23 protein-coding genes are annotated in these 21497 nt (G+C 45.9%); 4 read left to right on the forward strand and 19 right to left on the reverse strand.

Features of this window, described 5'->3' with window-relative positions:
- Positions 1-91: 91 nt before the first annotated feature.
- Entirely contained in the window at positions 92-580 is a 489-nt protein-coding gene (locus N288_RS16750; RefSeq protein ID WP_009794906.1) for a hypothetical protein, read from the forward strand.
- A gap of 83 nt (positions 581-663) precedes the next feature.
- Complete coding sequence (locus N288_RS24810; RefSeq protein WP_009794905.1) at positions 664-837, forward strand: DUF2759 domain-containing protein; 174 nt, start codon at positions 664-666, stop codon at positions 835-837.
- A gap of 87 nt (positions 838-924) precedes the next feature.
- On the opposite strand, the gene N288_RS16760 is transcribed toward N288_RS24810, so the two are convergent.
- From N288_RS16760 to N288_RS16830, 15 genes are all read right to left on the reverse strand, one after another.
- On the reverse strand, positions 925-1245 hold the full coding sequence (locus N288_RS16760; protein ID WP_009794904.1) for an MTH1187 family thiamine-binding protein: 321 nt from the start codon (positions 1243-1245) through the stop codon (positions 925-927).
- A gap of 95 nt (positions 1246-1340) precedes the next feature.
- A complete protein-coding gene (locus N288_RS16765; protein ID WP_022544184.1) occupies positions 1341-2501 on the reverse strand; it encodes a YqgU-like beta propeller domain-containing protein in 1161 nt (386 codons plus the stop codon).
- 122 nt (positions 2502-2623) lie between these two features.
- A complete protein-coding gene (locus N288_RS16770; protein ID WP_022544185.1) occupies positions 2624-3811 on the reverse strand; it encodes a M14 family metallopeptidase in 1188 nt (395 codons plus the stop codon).
- Positions 3812-3920: 109 nt separating this feature from the next.
- A complete protein-coding gene (locus N288_RS16775) occupies positions 3921-5798 on the reverse strand; it encodes an LTA synthase family protein (RefSeq protein ID WP_022544186.1) in 1878 nt (625 codons plus the stop codon).
- A gap of 350 nt (positions 5799-6148) precedes the next feature.
- Entirely contained in the window at positions 6149-7114 is a 966-nt protein-coding gene (locus N288_RS16780; protein ID WP_009794898.1) for an ROK family glucokinase, read from the reverse strand.
- 18 nt (positions 7115-7132) lie between these two features.
- Positions 7133-7336 carry a YqgQ family protein gene (locus N288_RS16785; RefSeq protein WP_009794897.1) on the reverse strand — a complete coding sequence of 68 codons (204 nt, stop codon included), beginning with the start codon at positions 7334-7336 and terminating at the stop codon, positions 7133-7135.
- Between the two features lie 329 nt (positions 7337-7665).
- Entirely contained in the window at positions 7666-9126 is a 1461-nt protein-coding gene (locus tag N288_RS16790) for a spore germination protein (RefSeq protein ID WP_009794895.1), read from the reverse strand.
- 164 nt (positions 9127-9290) lie between these two features.
- Positions 9291-10826, reverse strand: a complete 1536-nt coding sequence (locus tag N288_RS16795) for a rhomboid family protein (protein ID WP_022544189.1) — start codon at positions 10824-10826, stop codon at positions 9291-9293.
- 226 nt (positions 10827-11052) lie between these two features.
- Positions 11053-11244 carry a hypothetical protein gene (locus N288_RS16800; protein WP_009794893.1) on the reverse strand — a complete coding sequence of 64 codons (192 nt, stop codon included), beginning with the start codon at positions 11242-11244 and terminating at the stop codon, positions 11053-11055.
- An 85-nt stretch (positions 11245-11329) separates the two neighbouring features.
- Positions 11330-12121 (reverse strand): DUF92 domain-containing protein, encoded by a 792-nt coding sequence (locus N288_RS16805; RefSeq protein ID WP_009794891.1) that lies wholly within the window; start codon positions 12119-12121, stop codon positions 11330-11332.
- On the reverse strand, positions 12111-12668 hold the full coding sequence (locus N288_RS16810; protein WP_022544191.1) for a 5-formyltetrahydrofolate cyclo-ligase: 558 nt from the start codon (positions 12666-12668) through the stop codon (positions 12111-12113). The genes N288_RS16805 and N288_RS16810 overlap by 11 nt, the downstream gene beginning before the upstream one ends.
- 144 nt (positions 12669-12812) lie before the next feature.
- Entirely contained in the window at positions 12813-12962 is a 150-nt protein-coding gene (rpmG, locus tag N288_RS16815) for a 50S ribosomal protein L33 (protein WP_022544192.1), read from the reverse strand.
- A 111-nt stretch (positions 12963-13073) separates the two neighbouring features.
- Positions 13074-13649: a hypothetical protein gene (locus N288_RS16820; protein WP_009794887.1), complete on the reverse strand. Its 576-nt coding sequence runs from the start codon at positions 13647-13649 to the stop codon at positions 13074-13076.
- A 41-nt stretch (positions 13650-13690) separates the two neighbouring features.
- On the reverse strand, positions 13691-16033 hold the full coding sequence (locus tag N288_RS24815; protein WP_198018080.1) for a glycosyltransferase: 2343 nt from the start codon (positions 16031-16033) through the stop codon (positions 13691-13693).
- Positions 15987-16637, reverse strand: coding sequence for a DUF4912 domain-containing protein (locus N288_RS16830; RefSeq protein ID WP_022544193.1), 651 nt, complete (start codon positions 16635-16637; stop codon positions 15987-15989). The genes N288_RS24815 and N288_RS16830 overlap by 47 nt, the downstream gene beginning before the upstream one ends.
- A 322-nt stretch (positions 16638-16959) precedes the next feature.
- On the opposite strand from N288_RS16830, the gene N288_RS16835 reads away from it, so the two are divergent.
- Both N288_RS16835 and N288_RS16840 read left to right on the forward strand, forming a co-directional pair.
- Entirely contained in the window at positions 16960-17331 is a 372-nt protein-coding gene (locus N288_RS16835) for a hypothetical protein (RefSeq protein ID WP_009794884.1), read from the forward strand.
- Positions 17328-17861 carry an endolytic transglycosylase MltG gene (locus N288_RS16840; protein ID WP_009794883.1) on the forward strand — a complete coding sequence of 178 codons (534 nt, stop codon included), beginning with the start codon at positions 17328-17330 and terminating at the stop codon, positions 17859-17861. Before N288_RS16835 ends, N288_RS16840 begins: the two co-directional genes overlap by 4 nt.
- A gap of 94 nt (positions 17862-17955) precedes the next feature.
- Here N288_RS16840 and phoU read toward each other — a convergent pair whose 3' ends face one another.
- From phoU to pstC, 4 genes are all read right to left on the reverse strand, one after another.
- Positions 17956-18615 carry a phosphate signaling complex protein PhoU gene (phoU, locus tag N288_RS16845; protein WP_009794882.1) on the reverse strand — a complete coding sequence of 220 codons (660 nt, stop codon included), beginning with the start codon at positions 18613-18615 and terminating at the stop codon, positions 17956-17958.
- Positions 18616-18668: 53 nt separating this feature from the next.
- Entirely contained in the window at positions 18669-19496 is an 828-nt protein-coding gene (gene pstB / locus N288_RS16850; protein ID WP_009794881.1) for a phosphate ABC transporter ATP-binding protein PstB, read from the reverse strand.
- Positions 19497-19592: 96 nt separating this feature from the next.
- Entirely contained in the window at positions 19593-20471 is an 879-nt protein-coding gene (pstA, locus tag N288_RS16855; protein ID WP_009794880.1) for a phosphate ABC transporter permease PstA, read from the reverse strand.
- Complete coding sequence (pstC, locus tag N288_RS16860; protein ID WP_009794879.1) at positions 20471-21445, reverse strand: phosphate ABC transporter permease subunit PstC; 975 nt, start codon at positions 21443-21445, stop codon at positions 20471-20473. The genes pstA and pstC overlap by 1 nt, the downstream gene beginning before the upstream one ends.
- Positions 21446-21497 lie beyond the last annotated feature (52 nt).

The raw sequence follows: 21497 nt of genomic DNA on the forward strand, positions 1-21497 counted from the left end.
AACATTTATTTATGTATATTTTACACTATTACTAATACCACCTAAAGCTGATTGCATAAAGAGGATAAAAATAAACCGGGGGGATGCTGAATTGAAGATTTTTTATGCTGCTGAGGCTTCAAGCCTTATCGGGGAATTGCCTGAGTTTGATCTGCTGCTCAGAAATGAAACAAGCCTGAAGGATACAGCGGGCACCCTATATTTGTTCGAATCTGAACAGGATAGGGAGACAGCGGTCTTTTTGCTGAAAGAAGGGCATCTGTTCGAAGACCGGCACCTCCTCATATACCTGGAAGATGCCATTATGGGGGAACATTTTGATGATTGCGGAACCATTTCAGAAAATGGGGAATATTATCTTTGGATGGAGCTTGTTCGCCCATTTGCCATAACAGCCGGGGAGGCGGCCCAGCGGGAGATGGCCCTGCTGCAATTTGAAGAGCATCTGGCTGCATCGTCTTCTCTCACGTGCGGGCGCGTTTATTTTATCGGGGTACACCTGGAGGAGCTGGCTTTAGGGATTGCAAGGGCATACGACATAGAAGTGTCATTTTTAGACCTCGACAAATTGGGTATATAAAATATATAATAATAACGAATGTAAACCATTACTTACATACAGATTTTACTAATCTGATCATACGATAAAGGGGGCTTTTCAACATGGGCTTGGTCATTGTCTTTGCTTTAGTTTCATTGCTTGCAGCATACGGCACCTTCTCTGCGCTTAAAAATAAGAATCTCCTGGGAATTGTGTTCGGAGGAGGCTCTTTTGCCGTTTTCGGCTGGTTTGCAGTTATGACCCTTATCCACCACGGTTTTCCGGCGGCACACTAATGCATTGAAAAAAGCTTCTGCCTTGCAGCAAGCTTTTTTTATTTTCACAGAAAAACAGGACTGCTTGAAAGCAGCCCTGTTTTTCTGTTATTCCAATCCCTCCAGGCGGCTTTGCACCCTCGCTACCTTGTCTTCCATCTTTCTTGCAACATCCCGCCTGTCATCAATACGGATGTTGGTTGCAGCTCGTGCAAGGCCTTTTTCAAACGGCACTTCATGCATGGCTTCGATAACCTTGAATAAATCCGGCAGCTCTCCTTCAATAAGCGTGCTCATAGGGGTCAGCTCAAACCTGATCAGCCCTTCGCTTTCAAACTTCTGCAGGACTCTTTGAATATCTGCCACATATGCACTGACACTTGGCGAACCAGTTCCGATCGGAATGATTGTTACATCTGCAATAGCCACTTACATCACTCTTTCAATCTTATTCAAAGCCTCTATAGCGCATAGAGGATTCATTTTGTATTGTAGACCTTTCCTTTTATAAACAAAAGGGAAAACTATTCTTTTTTCACAAGATCAACTGTTGTTTTATCAGCCATATTCAGAAGCTTTTCAAAATAAAACCCGTACAGGCACCAGCTGCCTTCTGGAGCGCAGCTCAAAGGCTCGTTTTCCATCTCCTCGAAAATGGTATCCTTTATCTGTTCATCAGGACTGTAGCTGATCAGCCTGAAACCTTCTGCGTATGCATCTGCTTCTGTACTGTAGAGCGGTTCAAAGGTATAAAAATGACCGGCGGATTGATCGTATGCATAGTAAGGAACCAGCCAATCTGAATATCTTGTTAAATGAGGCATCGAAAAAGAAGATACACGCCGGAAGCCCCCGTCATAGAAGGTATACTCAGCCATCCCTTCCTGTTCCTGATCGACAGAAAGCGCCACTATCCCTTCAGGCAACGCTTCTGCTTTAATCAGATCATCAAGGACAGTTTTGGCCTCTCCATTCAAAAGCCCCATCGTTTTCATAGGAGCAAAGAGAGAAGGGCTTTGCTCGCTCCAATCCAGATAAAACAAATCGTCCTTGGATATCCATTGGGCAAAAGGCTCTGGCAATCCGATTTTTTCAAGCAGATTCCCGCTTATTTGAAAATGGTAAACCTGGAACTCCCAATCCTCATTAAACACAGAGAGCAGGAGGCTGTTCTCATCAAAAGGATTCCATTCAACTGCAAGCTCATACAGCTCCATCGTTTCTTCAGCTAATTGGGCTCCTTCATGATCAATGATGGTAAGGGTGCTTTCATTGCCGGCCGGTGACTGGATGAGCAGATATTTCCCTGATGGGCTGACTGTTACAGCCGCAATCGGTTCCTCATCCTCATAGATTGTTTGCTGCTTCCCTGTTTTAATATTATGGGTAATCACTTTTGTTCCTTCCTGTTCCGCAACAGTAAAGGCAAGTATGTTCTTTCCAACCCATCCGTTGATGGACTGGATTTCCCCCTCTTCGACGGTTACAGGCTTCACCTTGAATTTTTCTTCCTGGTCTCCCTGCCCCTTGCCAGCTGTCTGGGCCGAATGACCTTTCCCATTTTCCCCGCCATCCCGGCTGGCAGGCTCGGGGCTGCACCCGAATAGGATGAGTGTGGATAAAGCAAATATAAACAGGAATGGGCCTAAAAACTTAAAAAATGGGTGAGAGTCTTCATGTTTCATTCCACACATCCTTTTTCCCTTCTGAGCCATAAATGGTTTCAAGTAAATTTATCTTTTATATTACAAATATATTATATTTTAATAACAAAAATTTTTAAACCGATAATCGGCGAATATGTGAATTACATATATATGGAAGCGAGGAAGATACCGAGCGTCTCTTCATATATTTCATCAAACTGCGACAACGGAAGCGGGTTGATCCCTTTTCCCAGTTCGATCGTGAAACCGGGCCTCTGGAATTCTTTTATAAACCAATCCTTGTATCCTGCAAAACTGTCCACATACTGGATGGCCTCATAGCCGCTTACCCTTGCAAACTCGCTGGCAAGCGCGGCAGATTCAGGCGGTTCCAGACCCTCATATCCCCAATAGAACTCCTCTCCCTGGGTATGATAGGCAAGAATCCTTCCAAATTCCCGCTCCCTTGCAAGTGCTGCCATCGCCTGAGCCTCTGGCTCTGTTAAAGGGGCAGTCCCTGGAAAATCCCTTGGTGCAGGAGCCTTTTCTTCTGTCCGCTCTTTTTCTACTTCCCACTTGGCGGGAAATTGATTGTTCAGGTCCACTCCCCGGATATTGGCTTTCCAGCCTGTAAAATCTGTGCTACCCCTGTTAATTTCTGCCAGTTCTGCTTCCATTCCTCCGGGAGGACCTTCCAGGACCAGGTTTACCCCATCCGGGTTTACCATCGGTACGATGGATAGATCGACTGAATCATATAAAGGAAGTGTGCTGATGCCCCTTATGGGCGTGCTGTTCGTTAGAGATAGCAGGAATGTGTTCAGTTGGAGCATTAATACAGATGATGTGATCCATTCATTGGCATGGAATGAAGCATTCAGGTGCACCTTCTTGCTCCCATTGCCGAGCCTGATTTCATATAGGGTTTTCCCGAGGACGCTTTCCCCTGCTGAACCTATCTTTATGAAGGGAAAGATGTCGGCAAGCTCCCTGATATCATTTTCAAGCTGGTCAAATGTATATTTTATCCGCCCATTTACGACTGGGGAAACGGCCCTCACAGGAATCAGTATTTCCTCTCCGGGCTGTATCCTGTTTGGATTGACATCCTGGTTCAGGAGAAGCAGCGCATCCACTGAAAGGCTGCGGGACGCGCTTATTTTCCAGAAGGTATCATTTTCGCGGATTATATAGGATTGTACAGTAAAGCCGGGAATCGCTATTTCCTGGCCGATTTGCAGCATTGCCGGATCCACTCCAGGGTTGGAGTCAGCCAAAAGCCCTGCTGGAACCATAAAAAGACTGCTGTAATACCAAAGCGTATCGCCTGATCGGACTGCTACTTTCATGAAGATCCCCCTTTCCATCTTCTCATATGTATGACAGAAAGAGGCCCATCATTACGGTCTATAAAAGAAGGGCTGCATTTTTTCTTTGCAGCCCCTTTTTCCGTGTGATTCAGTTATCGCCCTTTTGTTTAATATACGGAGAATCCTCATAAAACCTCAGGAGGTCGCCATAAATAATTTTATCGGAATATTCAAGTTCATTTTTTGCTTTCTCTATATACGGCTCACAGGCTGCAGCGTCCGCCGGTTCAGCGGTTTCCTTGCTGTAGCAGGTGTCCCTTGTATAAATGTAGTCTTTTGTAATGAAGCTGCCATCCCTAAGCACCGTAAACTCCTGGCGGTCATTTGCAAACAGATCTGATCCAAAATCGATGTCATCCCTGGTGTCTATGCCAAGGAGATGGAGTATAGTCGGCTTTATATCGATCTGCCCGGACACTTTCGAAATCGTTTTTCCCTCCTGGCCGGGAATGTGTATGATGAGAGGGACCCGCTGCAGCTGGGTGCTTACAAACGGAGTAACCTCTGTGCCAAGGAACTCTCCCATCGCTTTATTATGGTTCTCTGAGATGCCGTAATGGTCACCATAAAGGATGATGATGGAATCTTCATATATCCCCTCATCTTTAAGCTTCTGAATGAAATTTTTAATGGCTTCATCAGTGTAGCGGACAGTAGGGAAATAGTTATCAACCGTTTTGTTGCCGGAAGTATATGGTTCAATGAACTGATCTTCTTCCCCAAGCTCGAAGGGGAAGTGGTTGGTCAGCGTGATGAACTTTGCATAATAAGGTTCAGGCATTTCTTTTAAGTGCTGTATTGACTGTTCGAAGAAATCGATATCTTTCATCCCCCAGCCGACTGAATTGGTTTCAGTCACCTCATAATCCGGAAGAGAATAAAACCGCTGATAACCAAATGAATCATACATGATATCCCTGTTCCAGAAGCTCTTATTGTTGGCATGGAGTGACGCTGTGTAATATCCGTTCTGATTCAGGATTTCAGGAGCAGCGGCAAATTTATTCCCGGAATGGGTGAAAAATACTGCTCCCCTGCTGAGCGGATAAAGGGAATTATCCACAAGGAATTCAGAGTCAGATGTTTTCCCTTGTGCTGTCTGATGGTAAAAATTATTGAAATAGTAGCTTTCTTTTATGAAGTCATTCAGAAAAGGTGTGATTTCCTGCCCGTTGACTTTTTCATTTATGACAAAATTCTGGGTGGATTCCATTGAAATGAGAATGACATTCTTCCCTTTGGCAATGCCGAACATATCATCCGCCGGGGCAACGTAGCTGGCGCGGGCATAATTTCCTATGTCCGCCAATTCGCTCCCGTCAGCCAAGGCCCGCTGTGCTGAGGATTTTGACTGCAGGAACACATCGTAAATATGATAATTATAGGTGCCGATATTCTTGACCAGCATTTCCCTGTCAAAGGTACGTGTCAGCAGCTGGGGACGCTCGGTTTCTGCAAGCCCTAAATTAAAGAAGGCAATGGCAACGGCAGCCAGGAAGAATGCCCTCCGGTTCTTTTGGGAATGTTCGCGGTACACCAGTGCCTGGGGTCTGAACATCATGATGATGGCCAGAATAATAAAATCTGCAAAATAAAGCAGATCAGTCAAATTAAGCAGCTCGCTTACACTGCTTCCAAGATCGCTCATATTGCTCGTTTGGAACAGAACCGGGACTGTCAGGAAATCATTGAAAAACCGGTAAAAGACCACATTTGCAAAAAGGATGGCTGATATAATGAAACTGGAAATTACAACATACCTGACTTGATTTTTCTTCTTCAGAAAAAGTCCGAATCCCAGCACAAACATTAAAAAGCTAAGCGGATTGATCAGCAGGATTAATTCCTGTTTGAAGTTCTCAATTTTTATATCGAAGCTAGTTTTATAGGCGATATAGGTTTTAAGCCAGAGCACTGCTACCGCAAATCCAATCAGGTTAAGCGCAGGCCATCTTTTATTCCCCATGATCATACCTCCCTGCATTGCCGATTGAAAGACAAGCGTATGCTAAATTATGGAAGATCAACAAAGATAATCTTAATGCTTTCTCAATAAAAAATCAATTTTACATTTACATTCTGAATGTATAATAGGTTATTGGCTGATTCCTTCTTACCCATCTTATTAGACGTTTCAAACAATGAAAGGTTTCCGGTTTGTCCTGTTCTGCCAAAAATGCTTCTATAGTCCGATGACTGTCTCCCGCCATAGGGGGACTTTTTACTATGCTATTATGGTTTCCTTTTTCCCAACCTTAAATCCTCCGGTTTTCTTCACAAAAAAAACCTTCTGCGCAGGCAGAAGGCTTTTTATAATCATTTATTTTTGATAAGCCAGGCAGCGCCAATGACTCCGGCGTCATTGCCAAGAGTGGCAATATCAATTGACGTGGACACCGCAACCCTTGGAAAAGCAAAACGGGCAAACTGAGCTTTGACAGGATCCAGCAGTATGCTTCCGGCTTTGGAAACGCCGCCGCCGAGCACGATCTTCTCAGGGTTGAGTGTATTGGCAATATTGGCCAGCACAAGCCCCAGATGGAAGGAAACTTCTTCAATAACCTTGCCGGCTGTATCGTCTTCCTGTCTGGCTGCATCGAAGACATCTTTAGCAGATAAGAATCCATAATTCCTGTGCAATTCATGCAGCATGCCTTCATCTTGTCCCTTTTTCATCTTGTCCAGCGCAATCCTCACAATACCAGTAGCCGAAGCGATCGTCTCCAGGCAGCCGGTTTTGCCGCAATTGCAGGGAGCTCCGCCTTCAGGAATAGCGGCAATATGACCAATTTCCCCGGCCGCTCCGCTTGTTCCCTGGACTATGTCGCCGTTGGCGATTACCCCTCCGCCGACTCCAGTTCCGAGTGTGACACATACAAGGTCTTTAGCGCCGTCCCCGGCACCCTTCCACATTTCACCCAGCGCGGCACAATTGGCATCATTATCTATGATGACCGGCAAAGAGGTTTCCACTTCAAGCAGATCCTTTAAAGGATAATTATCTTTCCAGCCAAGATTTACAGTATTATAAACGACACCTGAAGCAAGATCTACCGGGCCGGGCGCCCCCATTCCGATGCCGGCAACATTTTCCTTGCTGTGATCCAGTTCTTCAAGCTTCAGATCAATTGCTTTGGCAATATTAATGGTGATATTCTTGCCATAATTAGAATTATCAGTCGGTATCTCCCATTTATGAATGATTTCTCCGTAAAAATTCAAAAAAGCCAATTTGGTTGTCGTTCCTCCCAAATCCACTCCGATCAGCCATTTTTCAGCCATTATTGTCACCTTTTCCTTCTATCGTTTGTTTTTAAGCTGCAGCTGCCTTTCGTGCCTGACGAGCAAAAGAGCAGTCTGAAAATCCTTTGGATCAATCAGCTGGGACTGCCGGAGCTCCATCAGCTCCTCTTCCATCAGCTCAAGGTCAGCCGACCTGTCTCCAATATAAATGAAGGTCCCATACTTTTTTAGAAATTGCTGTACATCATAAATGCTTTTCATTCTCAACCCTCTTACTATTGGTTTGCTTTCATATTTTTGCAGCGGTTACATCAAAAGTATAATCGAAAAACATAGCTATCTCAATGGAAAACAGCAGCTTGAGATCTTTTTAAGGCTGAACAAGACAAACGGCTCAGCAGGCAGCAGCTCAAGCAGCCTTCCAGAACAGATGGGCCGGGGGATAAGCTTTTTCATATTGCACCAAACCAAAAATACCATGTTGATTCATCAGCAATGATAATTAGAGTTTCAACAAATAAGCCCAGCAATTTGGATACAAAAAAAACCCCTCACATCAAGAGGGGCTTTGCCAATATCCAATGTATCTTTCAACGATCAGGATCTTTGGGATGAAGAAACCGCGGACGCCTGTTTTTCAGGGGAATCGGCGATCTTAGCAGCACATCCCTGAATGCCCTTAAGTTGAACGGAAGAAACGGCCAAAGGTAAGGGACACCAAATGAATTGATTCTCGCAAGCATAAAGATAAGGAATGTTACCGCAAGCATGAATCCATATTCATGGAATGCTGCTGTGGCCAGCAGCAGAAATATTCTGACAAGCCTGTTGGCGAGGCTCATTTCATAGCTTGGAGTTGAAAAGGTGCCGATCGCTGCAATGGCGAGGTACAAAACTACCTCATTGATGAACAGCCCAACCTCTACGGCCACCTGGCCGATCATCAGGGCGGCGACAAGCCCCAAGGCTGTCGCAAGGGCGGAAGGAGTATGTATGGCAGCCATCCGAAGCATATCAAGTCCAAGCTCAATGATCAAAAACTGAAGGATAAGAGGCAGCTCACCCACTTCATTCGGTCCGATATAGGCAAGGTTTTCCGGGAGCAATTCAGGCTTTACGGCCAGCAGATAATAAAACGGCAGCAGGAAAATCGACGCCCAGACTGCAAGAAAACGGACAAATCGCAGATACGCTCCAATCATCGGCTTGTTCCTGTATTCTTCTGCGTGCTGTAGATGGTGCCAGAAGGTGGTCGGGGTTATCATCACACTTGGCGAGCCATCGATCATAATGCATATATGGCCCTCAAACAAGTGGGTCGCTGCCGTGTCGGGGCGTTCGGTATACCTGACCATCGGAAACGGGTTCCAGTGCCTGCCTGAAATGAACTCCTCAATCGTTTTTTCAGCCATCGGGAGGCCGTCTGTATCAATCTTTGATAGAGCTTCCTTTATTTTCTTCACTGTATCCGGATCAGCAATGTCCTCGATATAGCTGACCACAATATCAGTCTTTGACCTTCTCCCCACCTGCATATATTCCATGCGCAAAGTACGGTCCCGGATCCGCCTCCGTGTTAATGCTGTATTGAAGACAAGGGTTTCAACGAACCCGTCCCTCGATCCCCTGACCACTCTTTCCGTATCAGGCTCCTCCGGCCCCCTGACAGGATAGGTCCGCGCATCAATCAGGATCGCTTTGTCCACGCCATCTGCAAATAATGCTGTGGGGCCAGACAGTACAGCATCCACGACCTTGTCAAGATCATCCAGAGTCTCTACCTCAACATACGGGATATAGGTTTTGACAAGCTTTGCCAGGGTGTCCCCTTCCAGCTGTTCTTTATCCAGGCTTGAAAGCAATTTCATCAGATAATGGAGAATATCATCTTTCACAAATCCATCAACCAGATACAGTGCCATTTCCCTTTCAGCATATTCCACATTCAGCTGAATCACATCAAAGCTCTTATCAACCCCGAGCGCTTCTTTCAGATAGGCGGTATTTTCCCGGAGAACGGGGCTGACATGCTTTTTCGTTCCTTCCATCATCAACACATCCTGACAGTATAAACATCTTATTCCAAATCAATAGTCTCATCATAGACAATGGATGGAAAAAACATACCATGCCGGGAAATTATCCAGTTCATCTTTGAGGAAGATATACTTGAGCAGTTAACCATTACGGACTGGCATACTAAAAAGGTACAGCTCTACTTGAGCTGCACCTCATTACCTGTGATTTCTTCCAGCAAAAGTCTATAACCCTCTTCAGAGGGGTTCAGTTCAATTGCCTGTTCTGCATATTCTTTGGCCTTTGCAGTATCCTGCTCATTATAGGAAATGACGGCAAGATAGTAATACGCCCCATCCAGATCAGGCTGTTCAGCGACAAGCTCTTCAAGCCTGTTCCTTGCCTTCTCTGCTTCTCCTCTCTCCAGCTCCAGATAAGACAGAAGCAGCCGCATTTCAGCAGAAGAACTTTCTGAGTTTTCCACCCTTTCACTAACAAGGCTGTACGCTTTATCATATTCCCTGTTCTTGGTGTATTCCTGCGCCATTACAAAAACAGATTCCTCATCAAGCTCCCTGTCAGGACTGAAGCCATAGGAGAGCCCTGAATAAATGACGGCAGATGCCAGTACAAGGAAAAGGAGCTGTATACCGAATCTTCTTTTTTTAGGCAAATGGACCATACCGGCTGCAAGGAAGCCTCCTGCAAGGCCGCCAAGATGACCGGCATTATCGATGCCCGGTACAGAAAAACCAAAAAGCAGATTGATGCCGAGTACAATCAGGATGTTCAGCCCCATGGTCCTGAAGAATAATTTGGGCTGAATCAGGCCGAAATAGAGAAGTGCACCGAAACAGCCAAAAATGGCTCCGCTCGCACCCGCAGAAACACTTGAGTTGAACAGGAAGCTGGCCAGGGCGCCCATGAAACCTGCCAGAATATAAATGAACAGGAACCGTGTGCTTCCATATATCCTTTCTACAGCTGTTCCCAGATAATAAAGGGCCAATGTATTCATGATCAGATGCAGCAGACCGATATGAAGCACAATCGGTGTAAAGAAACGCCACCACTCACCTTCTAGAATGAGCGGATTGTATTTTGCCCCATATTCAATCAGCACTGAGGTTATCTCGCTTCCTCCATTAGCTTCCAGCCAAAAGAACATGGCTACCTGGATAAAGATAAAAAGGTAGGTGAAAATCGGTCTGCCCTGATTAAAAACAGCCTTATCTGCTTTCACTTTATCAGCTGCATTTCCCAGGGCAGCACGCTTTACGTTTTCTACTTCTGCTTCTTCATACTCCTGCTTTAAGTCAAATGAAATGGAAGTGCCGAGAAAATCCCCTGCTTTCTTCAGCCCATCTTCATAGCCTGCCCGGTCAATCAGGATATTGGCCACCTTCGTTTTGCCCCCTGCACCGGAAGGCGGATCAAGCCTGAATGTATAATCATCAACCGGCGGATAAGCCGTTATATATATATTGAGGATAGTCAGCTCTCTTTTTCTGACCTGCTTCCTTATGTTTTCTCCATTCGCTGCTGTGAGGTCAATATCGCGCTGGAGCGAATTTCCCCAATCCAGATTTCTCCGCAGCAGCCTGACTACCTGTGTATCCTTGCTTTCCAGTTTTTCGAGCCAGATTTCGTTCTGGTTCTTCGACATCTGCACAAGCCTGTAGTCTTTTTCGGCAATCAAAAAATAGGCCAGCCTCCAAAATAAATAATCTTCCATATATACCAATGCTTCCCCTACTTTCTTTGGCAACTCCGGCGCATTTACCCTCTTACACTATAGGCAATGCCCTCTCCTTTTGTCTAGCACCTGCTCCCGAACGTTCAGCAGTTATACATTTTTTCCTTATTTGCGCCCATCCTAAACAGACTTAAACAAATTGAACGGCATTTTCCCAAAATAAAAAGGCCCTTACTGGACCTTTTTTCGGGCAATTCCGGCAAGCTTACCAGCCTGTGTTTCCGGAAAACACCGATTTCATCATTTTATTCCTTACGCCTGGCACATTCATCAATGAAGTAACAAACAGGCGGCGCAGGACAGAGCTTCCCAGCACTGTATTCACCACTCGAAAACGGTTTTGATAAAGATAATATCCCCCGATGCCAATGGCTAATATGGAAATAATCCGTGACATACATCATCCCTCCTGAGATTATTTTTAACGAAAAACTCCATATTATCCATCAGCATTAAATGTTGCAGCCGGGTGCCTGTATGTATTATGACAGCCAAAGCAGGCAGCCGATCCACAAAAGAGAAGCAGCTGACCCGCTTGCAAAATTAACAGCATCGTTGGTCATCCATCTGAACCCGGAAACCAATTCAGACCTGTTTCCGCAATGTTTGCTTTTTTCCATCTCGGCCCCGCAGAATCCACATCTGTATGAAGCCTGCCAATAGGCGCCGATAAAGGTATCCAGTATATTACCGATGCATCCGAACAGAAAGATGGCCATCATATGCTCTGAAGAAAAGGAAAAAAGCAAAGCTGCTCCCCCAGCTATAACCAGCGAGCCTGCTGCACCTGCTGCCGACCCAAGGACGCTTACTGCCCCGGATGTCCCTGCTGATGCTTTTCTCCATGTCCTGATGGAGATAGGGGAGGATTTGCTCAAAGCCCCTATCTCTGAAGACCAGGTATCCGAATTGGCGCTGGCCAGGGAAATAGAAAAGGCAGAAAGCCACAGGATCTGCGGATCAAAAGCGTATATGATGCTGAAGAGTGCAGCAAGCCCCCCATTGGCTGCGACCTGAAGCCAGTTTCTCTGCGCTCCCTTTCCCTGCTTTTCTTCCATCGCTGTTTTTTGTTTCTTTTTATATACCGACCAAAAGCTGGATGTTAAAAAAAACAGCCCCAGAAGAGCCAGCCCCCGCCAGCCGGTCCCCATAACTATGCATATTCCCGCTGCTGCGGCTGCAATGCTCCCTGACGGAGCCAGAAGCCGAAGCTTCAGGCTTAGGAAAGCTGCGAGCAGCACAAAAGCTGCCGGCCATAAAAAATCAAACATCATCAGGAGCTGTAATAATCATATCAATTTTTTTGTCGTGGGGCTCAACAGGCATTTCAGGAACCATTTGCATGCGGAAGGCAAGGGAAATGGTGTCCCCGCCATATCCGGCTAGCCAGCGGTCATAATAGCCTCCTCCGAAGCCAAGCCGCAAGCCGCCGGAACAATAAGCAAGGCCGGGGACAATCATCAGGCCGAATTCCTCCGGCTCAATCTTTTCTGTCAATGCTTCAATAGGTTCCAATAAACCGTAATACACGGATTCCAGCTCGAGGAAGGAAGTCAGCCTCCTGAATTCCATCTTTCTATCCGCAGGAAAGCATTTAGGGACTGCGACCCTCTTTCCTTCCTCCCAGGCGCGGCGGATAATTTGCAGGGTATCCGGTTCAGGAAACCTGGAGACTGTTATCCCGATTGTATCTGCCTTTTTCCAGCTTTCTTCATTATATAGCCTTTGTGCCAGCTGATAGGACCATTGTTCATATTCCTGTTTCGTTATTTCCGAAAGCTTCTCTTTCACTTCTTTCCGAAGCTTATTTTTATCTGCCAAGTCATTTCCTTCCCTTCAGAGCCTTTTTCTTCATCATAGCATAATAGGGGATATGAAGAGGAATATACGGATGAAGAAAAAAAAAGCCCGGACAAGTCCGGACTCTAAAAATGAAAACAAAAAAACAGTGGAAGAATCCACTGTTTATTTTGTTTCGCGGTGCAATGTAACACGCTTCAATCTTGGGCTGTATTTCTTAAGCTCAAGACGATCTGGGTTGTTACGTTTATTTTTTTTAGTAATATAGTTACGATCACCAGTCTCTGTGCAAGCCAACGTAATGTTCACACGCATGTAATTTCCCTCCAAACTATGTTTCATCCTAGTTCGTTCATACGACTTTTCTATAATATCATTAATTCAGCTTAAATGCTAGTCCGTTTTTTCATGACTTTTAATTTTTGATCAAACATTCTTATCCAGCGGCCTTAGCGAAACAGAAGCCCCTCCATGGACCATATTTTTTGCTGGTATGGAAATCTCCAAAAGCAGCACACTGGAAGTCTCCCCCCTGATCATCGGGACATAATTCAATATTCCCCTTTTTTCATGCTTCCAGATTTGTCCGTCCAAAGCAGCACTCATGGACAGGGCCGAAAGCTGTGTCCGATTCCTGCAGGGTGAATCAGGAGTGATCAGGAACAGCTTGTTATTACATGCGTGATAAATCGCCTCTCTTGAAGGTGAAACAAATGAAAAAGCCTCGCCCGCTGCTTCCTGATAAAAAGCAAACAATAATTTAACAGAGATGGAAGATGCTTGTTCATTTGCCACTTTCGCAAAAAATAAATCAGATTCTGTTTCGGCCTTTTCTTGGCTAAAAGAGACCGTAACTCCTTTTTTAAGAAAAATCTCCCCGCCATATCCCTTTTCCTGCCAGCAGGTCCGGCCTTCCAGCCATACTCCCTGCCTGACGAGCAGCTTCCCGCCTGCCCGCCTGCTGTCTTGGTCCAAATCTTGCAGATTGGCTGATTGTCTCATTGCCTCGCACCTTTATCCCTTCTATATAGTCAGATGGCCCGCTAGATTCTGCAGCCCAGCACACAGTCTTCAATCACCCGTTTGGTTTCTTCAGCGATCCTGTCCCAGCTGAACAGCTGCAGAGCCGCAGTCTTTCCCATGCTTCCGATCACTTCGGCTTCTTGTTCATTGCAAAGGAGGAAAGCGGCTTGTTCCTTAAAGCTTTGAGCACTTCCCGGCTCCATCAGCAGACCTGTTCTTCTATGGCTGATAATCCCTTTCAGGCCGCCTGTGTCTGACACGATGGTAGGTTTGCCATGCATCATCGATTCCAGCGCCACTATACCAAAAGGCTCATATTCACTTGGAAAAACCGCAACATTACATAGTGAAAATAAAGCGTTGCGCTGCTCATCACCAATGAATCCTATAAAGAATACGGTCCCGGACAGCCCCATTTCTTCCGTTTTCCTTCTATAGAAATCCAATAGCGGACCTTTTCCAGCTATAAAATAATACACATCCGGAAACTCTTCTTTCATGAGGGCTGCTGCTTCCAATAGGGTATCAAAGCCTTTTTCCTTCACCATTCTGCCAAGGGAAAATACTAGCCTTCTGTGCGGGTCAACTGGCAGCTGGCTTAAAACATCTTTTTCCGGCTGGCGAAAATCACCAGGATGAATTCCATTGGCTATGATGTGAACAGGCTTTCCTTCTATATGAAAGATTTTCCGGATCTCATCTCTCATATATCTGCTGCAGACAATCAGCATATCTGCAGCCTCAGCCAGCCTGCTTTCCTTCTGATGAATGAACTTCTGTATTTCCGTATATATGCCCTTATTCCTTCCATATTCCGTTGCATGTATCGTTGCCAAGAGCGGTATGCCGAGCTCAGATTTCAGCGATTCTGAAGCTGGTCCTGCAAGCCAGTCATGTGCATGTATGAGGGAGAAGCGGTGGATACGTGCCAGCTCCAGCCCTTTTTCAGCCATAGCCAGATTCAGGCTCCCTACCCAGTACAGAAAATCTTCTTCTGCAGCAGCAAGCGGCTTCACCCGATGGACAGTGACTCCATCTGCACTCTCCTCCTTCGGCGCGCCGTCTGTACCGGCAGTAAGAACATGAACGTCGAAGCCTTTTCCTGCAAGGCTGGTGGCCAGTCCATGGACATGACGGGAAAGGCCTCCGACGATATTGGGCGGGTACTCCCAGGACAGCATCAGTATCTTTGGCAAACTGCCCTTTTCGGCAATATGCTCTCCTCTGCCTCCAATTGCTGCAAGGATGGGTGATTTCACCTCCAGTTCCTCCAGGAAGGCCTCTCCTCCCTCCCCAGCCGCAAAAAGCTTCTCCAGCTTCCGGAATGCTTCGGCATGGTTCTCTGATTCGCCCCGGTAATCGGGATGTGCTCCAAGGGTATTCAAGAAAAACATCCATTCTCTTGCCATTTGTTTATAAATCCTCAGCTCCCGGCTATTCATCAAAGATTCTGCAATCTTCTCAAGTTTCCTTTCCTGGAAGAAGCACTCCTCCCATAAGCCGGATATCTCTTCAAATGGAACTCCGCAATTTTCTAAAAATGATGAGGAAAGGTGCACCCTTTCCAATTCCTCAGCTCTTTCCTTGGCGGAGGAGACTGATACAGCGGATAGTTCTTCAAGGTTAGAAACATAGAGATCATGCAGGCTGACCGCCGGCATACCATCTTCCTTTTTTTCTGTCCCCTTAAAGTGATAGACAGGAATCATGATTACCCCGTGGGGAGATAAGACCTCTCTCTTCCTTCCATCCTGCGGCGCCGGGTCTGCATAGCCGATCGTCCTGCCGTTTATATAGCTGTGAAGGATACCTGCTTCAGCCAGATAAAGATCCAGCCCTTGCTCATAAGCCCCTTTTGGAAACCAGAATCCTGCCGGATGGATGGAAAAATAATCATTTATGATGGAAATCCCAGAATCAATCTGCATTCTTATTCCATGCTGAGTCGAAAGAAAAGGGAGGATCGCTGAACATGACGGAGAAGCAAGGAGCTCCAGCTGGCCGCTTTCGGCAAGCTGGCGCACAAAGATATTCAGCCTTCCCTGATGCTTCTCCCAAATTTGAAGCACCTTTCCAGCCCGCTTATCCTTGTTTAAATAGTCAGCCATTTTCTGCTGAAAATCAGGCTGATCGAGAAGTTCAAAGTAGATGGGAGTTACCGCCAGCTTAATCCCTTGTTTTTCCTGAACATTGTCGAGAAGCAGAACGAACTTCTCAGTAAAAGAAAAAACTTCATCCTGCATTTCCCGGTTCTCTGAATAAAAGTTCATGACAGGCGCTTCTGCGTATACGATAAATCCTTCTGTAGCAGCCAGTTTAAACGCCTCCCTTTTCATTTGTATAAAAGCTGTATGTGCTGACATGTTCAATCCAATTTGGCGGGGACCCATTTTCGTGTGCTTTTAGATCTTCCATAAGACGCCCTGCCTGTGCTTCGGAATTCCTCGGTATTTGAACTGAATTGGATCTCATAAAGGGTATGAATCTGCCGCGAATCCTGGCTCCTGCTTCAATGCAGTAAGACCGGTCAGGGGCCAGGTTTTTAAAAATGCTGGAGTTCTGCCCTTCAGCGAGGATATGTTCCTGGATACTGTGTGCATTGCTGCCATTAAAGATTATGCTGGTGATATCATAAAGCCTGATTGCATCCTCCAGTTCACTTACATGAACTTCAAAATATGACGCAGCAAGGGATTTCTTCATGGCTGCCGTCCTCCAGAAGGAATATATGCATCCATCCTGCACTTGCCAGGCAGCTATCCCTTCTTCTTTCATCAAACAATCCGGCGGTACCCGGCCCGCTTCTGTCACACTCTGTTTTTGCTCCTTTTCATCCTCTTTCTCCTCCGTCTCTTTCAAGTGTTTCATCCACTGATACTGAACTTTTCCCCGGGTTGTACCGAGCTCTTTTGCAATATTCCTGAAAGAGAGCCCTTTCTCCCTTAATCTGATAATTTCAGATTGCATGGTGCACCTCCTGCCGGCCAACCTGCCATTATATGCCCTGCCGGCCCGTCTTATTACTCTCATGTTATCACTGAACATGCGCCCCCACAATGAACGCATTTTGTCGTATTATGCAGGTCCTTTGAGCACTGGCACCGGAGGGCAAATTAATTTTTCTGCATGAGTTTAGAACCAGTCATTCCGGCCGGATTCTGTTTTAAACTCGGCCAAAAGTACGGATTATGCAGATAAACCTTCTTTTCCTGCTAGATGGAGTCGAATTTTGTCATCTGTAATGGTAAAATTACTAGGGCACTAAAAAATTATTATTGAGGTGAATATAATGGGTTATGTAATGATCGGCCTGATAGCCGCGGCAATATTGCTTCTCATACTCTCGTTTTTCCTGAAAGATCCATATAAAAGCATTCGTGAAGAAATCGACCAGGTATCAATCCATCAGATACAGGAACTTTACTTGATTAAGAAAAAGCTGAAGGTGCTTGAAGAAGAGCTATTAGTTGACGGAGCTGCTGCCAAACCGGCAGGCCAGCCGCTCTCTTCCGGGCCAGTCAATCCCATATTGAAGAATCAGGTTCTCTCCCTTTCACAGCAGGGGCTGTCCATCGACCAGATTTCAAAGCAGTCCTCCCTTTCCAGAAACTCTGTACAGGAGATCGTCAATGAATTTTCTGCAAGGAGAGAGTACTCATGAACAGACTGACCTTGCGGGCATTTTCACTTGGGATGCTGATTACAGCGTGTCTCATTGGTGCTTTTTATTTCTTTTCAAAAGACGATTATATCAGTCTCGCAGATGCTAAAGCTGCCAAGGCAAGCGTAAAGGAAAATGGATATGTCCTCTTAACGGAAAAAGAATACAATGAATTGAAGGGCAAACCTGCTAATGAAACAGAAGGCAGCAAGGCAGAGGGCCAAGCCGCTGAAAAGCCATCCAATGAAGGCGATAAAAAGGCAGATGCAGAGGAAAAAACCAAACAAGATGAGCAGGAAAACGAAGCTGAACCAAAGGTGATTACCTATAAAATCACGATTTCAAGCGGAATGGATACCGGAGAGATTGCAAGCCAGCTGGCTGCAGCAAAGATCATCACCAATGAGTCAGCATTTAAGCAGTACCTCATTTCCAGCGGCATGCATACAAAGATCCAGCTTGGCACGTTTGAACTGAACAATGAAATGACTTCCCAGCAGATTGCAACTGTCATTACCAAAGGCAGATAAAGAAAGAAGCGGATGGAGAGGCACTTGCCCTCCATCCATTTTCATTCAAATAAAAGAGCCCTGCAGAATCCGGGATCCTGCAGGGCTCTTTGCTTTAGCTGTTCAAATCATAGTGCCTTCCTTTAACAAGATAAAACACGCTTTCGGATATGTTGGTCACATGGTCTGCGGCCCTTTCAAGATAGCGGCAGATAAAGGACAGCTGGGTGATCTGCGGCAGGTATTCAGGCTTCTGCAGATTGATCTGCAGGAGCTCCTGTATCGTCTGGCCGTACAAGTCATCAACCTGATCATCCATTTCTGCCACTTCTTTTGCTTTCCTGACATCTTCTTCATTGAAAGCCTCAAGCGACATCTTAAGCATCCTGGAAGTGATTTCGTACATTTCTTTAATATGGACGATCGGCTTAACATGCTCCTCGCTTCCAATGCGGATGGTTGATTTTGCGATGTTGACGGCAAAATCAGCTATCCTTTCAATGTCGGTGGCAATTTTGATCGCCACAATGATTCTTCTTAGATCAATTGCGACCGGCTGCTGCTTCGCTATCAGAAGGATGGCAAGATCATTGATTTCCTCATACAGCACATCAGCTTTTGTATCGTCCTCCATGATTTCAAGCGATGACTCAATATCCTTGCTTTCAAGGGCATTAATCGCCCGGAGCAAAGCCTGATCGGCAAAATTGCCCAGTTCCATCAATTTATTCTGCAGCTCTTTTAAATCATAATGAAATTTTTCGCGGATTGCCATTTTATAAGCTCCCTTCTTTTCCTGTAAAGTGTGTTTTCCTTTTTAACCGGGCATCAACCAAATCGGCCTGTAATATAATCTTCTGTCCTCTTGTCAACAGGATTCGAGAAGATCTTATCTGTATTGGAAAACTCGATCACTTCACCATTTAAAAAGAAAGCAGTCTTATCTGAAATACGGGCAGCCTGCTGCATATTGTGGGTAACGATGATGATGCTGAATTCTTTCTTCAGCTCCTGCACAAGCTCCTCAACCTTCAGTGTGGAGATAGGGTCCAGGGCAGAGGTCGGCTCATCCATCAGGATGACATCAGGTTCAATGGCGAGGCAGCGGGCGATGCAGAGACGCTGCTGCTGGCCTCCGGACAGACCAAAGGCATTCTGGTTCAGCCGGTCCTTCACTTCATCCCAAATAGCTGCTCCCTTCAAGCTCTTTTCCACAATCTGATCAAGAATTTTTTTATCGCGGATCCCATGGATCCTTGGCCCGTAGGCGACATTTTCATAGATGGATTTCGGAAAAGGATTAGGCTTCTGGAATACCATGCCTACTTTTGTACGCAGCTCTTCCACTTTATAAGACTTATCAAAAATATTCCTGCCCCTGTAAGCAATTTCTCCTGAAGTCCTGACTCCGGGAACAAGCTCAATCATCCTGTTCAGCGTTTTGATATAAGTTGATTTTCCGCAGCCTGAAGGGCCGATGATGGCTGTCACTTCATTTTCATAGATATCCAGATCGATATTCTTCAATGCATTATTGTCGCCATACCATAAGTTCAGCTGGCTCGTTTTGTATACGATGCTTTTTTCATTAACAGACCCCTGGGTAGTGCCTTTTCTGACTGCTGGTGCATTCACTTTATCTTTTGTTGCGTTCATTATGAAAAACTCCCCTTCATCCTATATTATTAGCCCGTCTGATTGGATGCCCATGAAAAATGGGCAAGCTGAAATCTGATCAAACATTTAAGAGCCTTAATATCTTTTCTGAAATTTATTTCTGATCAGGACGGCAACAGAGTTCATGCCGATCAGAAGCACGAGCAGAACAATGATTCCTGCAGCTGCAAGCGCCTGAAACTCCTCCTGCGGCCTTCCGGTCCAGTTATAAATCTGCATTGGCAGTACAGTGAACATATCAAACACAGACCTCGGCAGGAACGCCAGGAACAGCGGAAGTCCCAGGACGACGAGCGGAGCTGTTTCCCCGATTGCCCGGGACAGCGCCAGGATGCCGCCTGTCAGTATGCCGGGCACCGCAGCAGGCATAACAACACGCACAATGGTCTGCCACTTGGTGGCACCCATTCCGTAAGAAGCTTCTCTAAGCTCTTTGGGAACGGAACGGATCGCTTCCTGTGAGGCTACAATGATGATCGGCAAAACAAGCAGGCTCATAGTCAGCCCGGCAGCAATAACACTTGTGCCAAATCCTGCTGCTCTTACAAATACAGTCAGACCGAGCAGCCCGAAAACGATCGATGGCACACCTGCAAGGTTTGAGATATTCACTTGGATGAAATCAGTAAACTTATTTTTCTTCGCGTATTCTTCCAGGTAGATCGCCGTTCCCACTCCAAGCAGAAGTGATACCGGGGCAACGACGCCCATGAGCCAAATGGTTCCGATCAAAGCTGTTTTAACCCCTGCCAGTTCAGGCTTTCGGGATGGCAGGCTTTGAAGGAACTGCATATCAAGGTAGCCGGCTCCTTGAGTGAGTATCCGATACAATAAGATTCCTAAAATCAATAATCCAAACATGGTAGCTGCCAGGAATATCAATTTAAACAGTACATTCTTATACAGCCTTGGTTTCATTTTGTTAACGACAGATGTATGGTCAATCAGCTTCATCAGTATTCCTCCCTAAAGCGGCGGGAAATGAACTGGGCGAACAGATTCATTACTAAAGTGAACAGGAAGAGTGTAAATCCAACCGCGTATATGCTGTAATAGATCGTTGTCCCGTAGCCGGCATCACCCTGGCTGACCTGGACAATATAGGCTGTCATGGTTTGGATGCTGTTTGTCACGTCCCACGAAAGGTTCGGAGTCGATCCGCCTGCCACTGCTACAATCATTGTTTCTCCGATTGCCCTTGATACTGCAAGAACAACGGAAGCAATAATGCCTGATAATGCCGCCGGCAGGACTACCTTAAAGGCCACCTCCAGCTTAGTTGATCCCATCGCAAGAGCCCCTTCCCGCATCGCACGCGGAACCGAAGACATAGCGTCCTCCGAAAGGGAAGCTATCATCGGCGTAATCATGATGCCGATCACAATTCCCGGGCTCAGGGCATTAAAGATTTCAAGAGAAGGAATAATATCCCGAAGGATTGGCGTTACAAATGTCAGTGCAAAAAAACCGTAAACAATCGTCGGTATGCCGGCCAGAACCTCAAGGACCGGCTTAATGATCCTTCTTGTCCTGTCAGATGCATACTCACTCAAAAAGATGGCCGATGCGAGGCCGATTGGCACCGCAACTATAACAGCAATGGCTGTTACTTTCAATGTTCCTGAAACAAGCGGCAGAATCCCATATGAACCCTGTGATTCAGAGAAAGGATACCATTTCTGGGCGGTCAGGAACTCACCTATGCTCACCTTGTCAAAGAAGATGAATGTTTCTACAATAAGAGTCATGACAATGCCGATCGTCGTCAGCACTGAAACTGCAGCTGTCAGCAGCAGAAGCCAAGGTACGAGCTTTTCAATTATATTTCCTGCATTTTTCTTTTGCTTTTTTTCCTGAATCATTTCCTGGACGGAAAATGTGTCCGATGACTTTAATAGTGCCAAAATGAAAACCCCTTTCATCCGCATAGCAAGATGAGAAGCACAGGTGACGCGCTTCCCATCATAAAATTGTTAAATA

This window comes from Bacillus infantis NRRL B-14911 (genome assembly GCF_000473245.1).
GTDB lineage: Bacteria > Bacillota > Bacilli > Bacillales > Cytobacillaceae > Bacillus_AB > Bacillus_AB infantis.

Excerpts from the sequence above, each read along its gene's own strand:
- N288_RS24810 (WP_009794905.1), top strand. The coding sequence starts at position 664 with ATGGGCTTGGTCATTGTCTTTGCTTTAGTTTCATTGCTTGCAGCATAC.
- N288_RS16765 (WP_022544184.1), bottom strand. The coding sequence starts at position 2,501 with ATGAAACATGAAGACTCTCACCCATTTTTTAAGTTTTTAGGCCCATTC.
- N288_RS16770 (WP_022544185.1), bottom strand. The coding sequence starts at position 3,811 with ATGAAAGTAGCAGTCCGATCAGGCGATACGCTTTGGTATTACAGCAGT.
- N288_RS16775 (WP_022544186.1), bottom strand. The coding sequence starts at position 5,798 with ATGGGGAATAAAAGATGGCCTGCGCTTAACCTGATTGGATTTGCGGTA.
- N288_RS16780 (WP_009794898.1), bottom strand. The coding sequence starts at position 7,114 with ATGGCTGAAAAATGGCTGATCGGAGTGGATTTGGGAGGAACGACAACC.
- N288_RS16785 (WP_009794897.1), bottom strand. The coding sequence starts at position 7,336 with ATGAAAAGCATTTATGATGTACAGCAATTTCTAAAAAAGTATGGGACC.
- N288_RS16790 (WP_009794895.1), bottom strand. The coding sequence starts at position 9,126 with ATGATGGAAGGAACGAAAAAGCATGTCAGCCCCGTTCTCCGGGAAAAT.
- N288_RS16795 (WP_022544189.1), bottom strand. The coding sequence starts at position 10,826 with ATGGAAGATTATTTATTTTGGAGGCTGGCCTATTTTTTGATTGCCGAA.
- N288_RS16800 (WP_009794893.1), bottom strand. The coding sequence starts at position 11,244 with ATGTCACGGATTATTTCCATATTAGCCATTGGCATCGGGGGATATTAT.
- N288_RS16805 (WP_009794891.1), bottom strand. The coding sequence starts at position 12,121 with ATGATGTTTGATTTTTTATGGCCGGCAGCTTTTGTGCTGCTCGCAGCT.
- rpmG (WP_022544192.1), bottom strand. The coding sequence starts at position 12,962 with ATGCGTGTGAACATTACGTTGGCTTGCACAGAGACTGGTGATCGTAAC.
- N288_RS16820 (WP_009794887.1), bottom strand. The coding sequence starts at position 13,649 with ATGAGACAATCAGCCAATCTGCAAGATTTGGACCAAGACAGCAGGCGG.
- N288_RS24815 (WP_198018080.1), bottom strand. The coding sequence starts at position 16,033 with ATGTCAGCACATACAGCTTTTATACAAATGAAAAGGGAGGCGTTTAAA.
- N288_RS16830 (WP_022544193.1), bottom strand. The coding sequence starts at position 16,637 with ATGCAATCTGAAATTATCAGATTAAGGGAGAAAGGGCTCTCTTTCAGG.
- N288_RS16835 (WP_009794884.1), top strand. The coding sequence starts at position 16,960 with ATGGGTTATGTAATGATCGGCCTGATAGCCGCGGCAATATTGCTTCTC.
- N288_RS16840 (WP_009794883.1), top strand. The coding sequence starts at position 17,328 with ATGAACAGACTGACCTTGCGGGCATTTTCACTTGGGATGCTGATTACA.
- phoU (WP_009794882.1), bottom strand. The coding sequence starts at position 18,615 with ATGGCAATCCGCGAAAAATTTCATTATGATTTAAAAGAGCTGCAGAAT.
- pstB (WP_009794881.1), bottom strand. The coding sequence starts at position 19,496 with ATGAACGCAACAAAAGATAAAGTGAATGCACCAGCAGTCAGAAAAGGC.
- pstA (WP_009794880.1), bottom strand. The coding sequence starts at position 20,471 with ATGAAGCTGATTGACCATACATCTGTCGTTAACAAAATGAAACCAAGG.
- pstC (WP_009794879.1), bottom strand. The coding sequence starts at position 21,445 with ATGCGGATGAAAGGGGTTTTCATTTTGGCACTATTAAAGTCATCGGAC.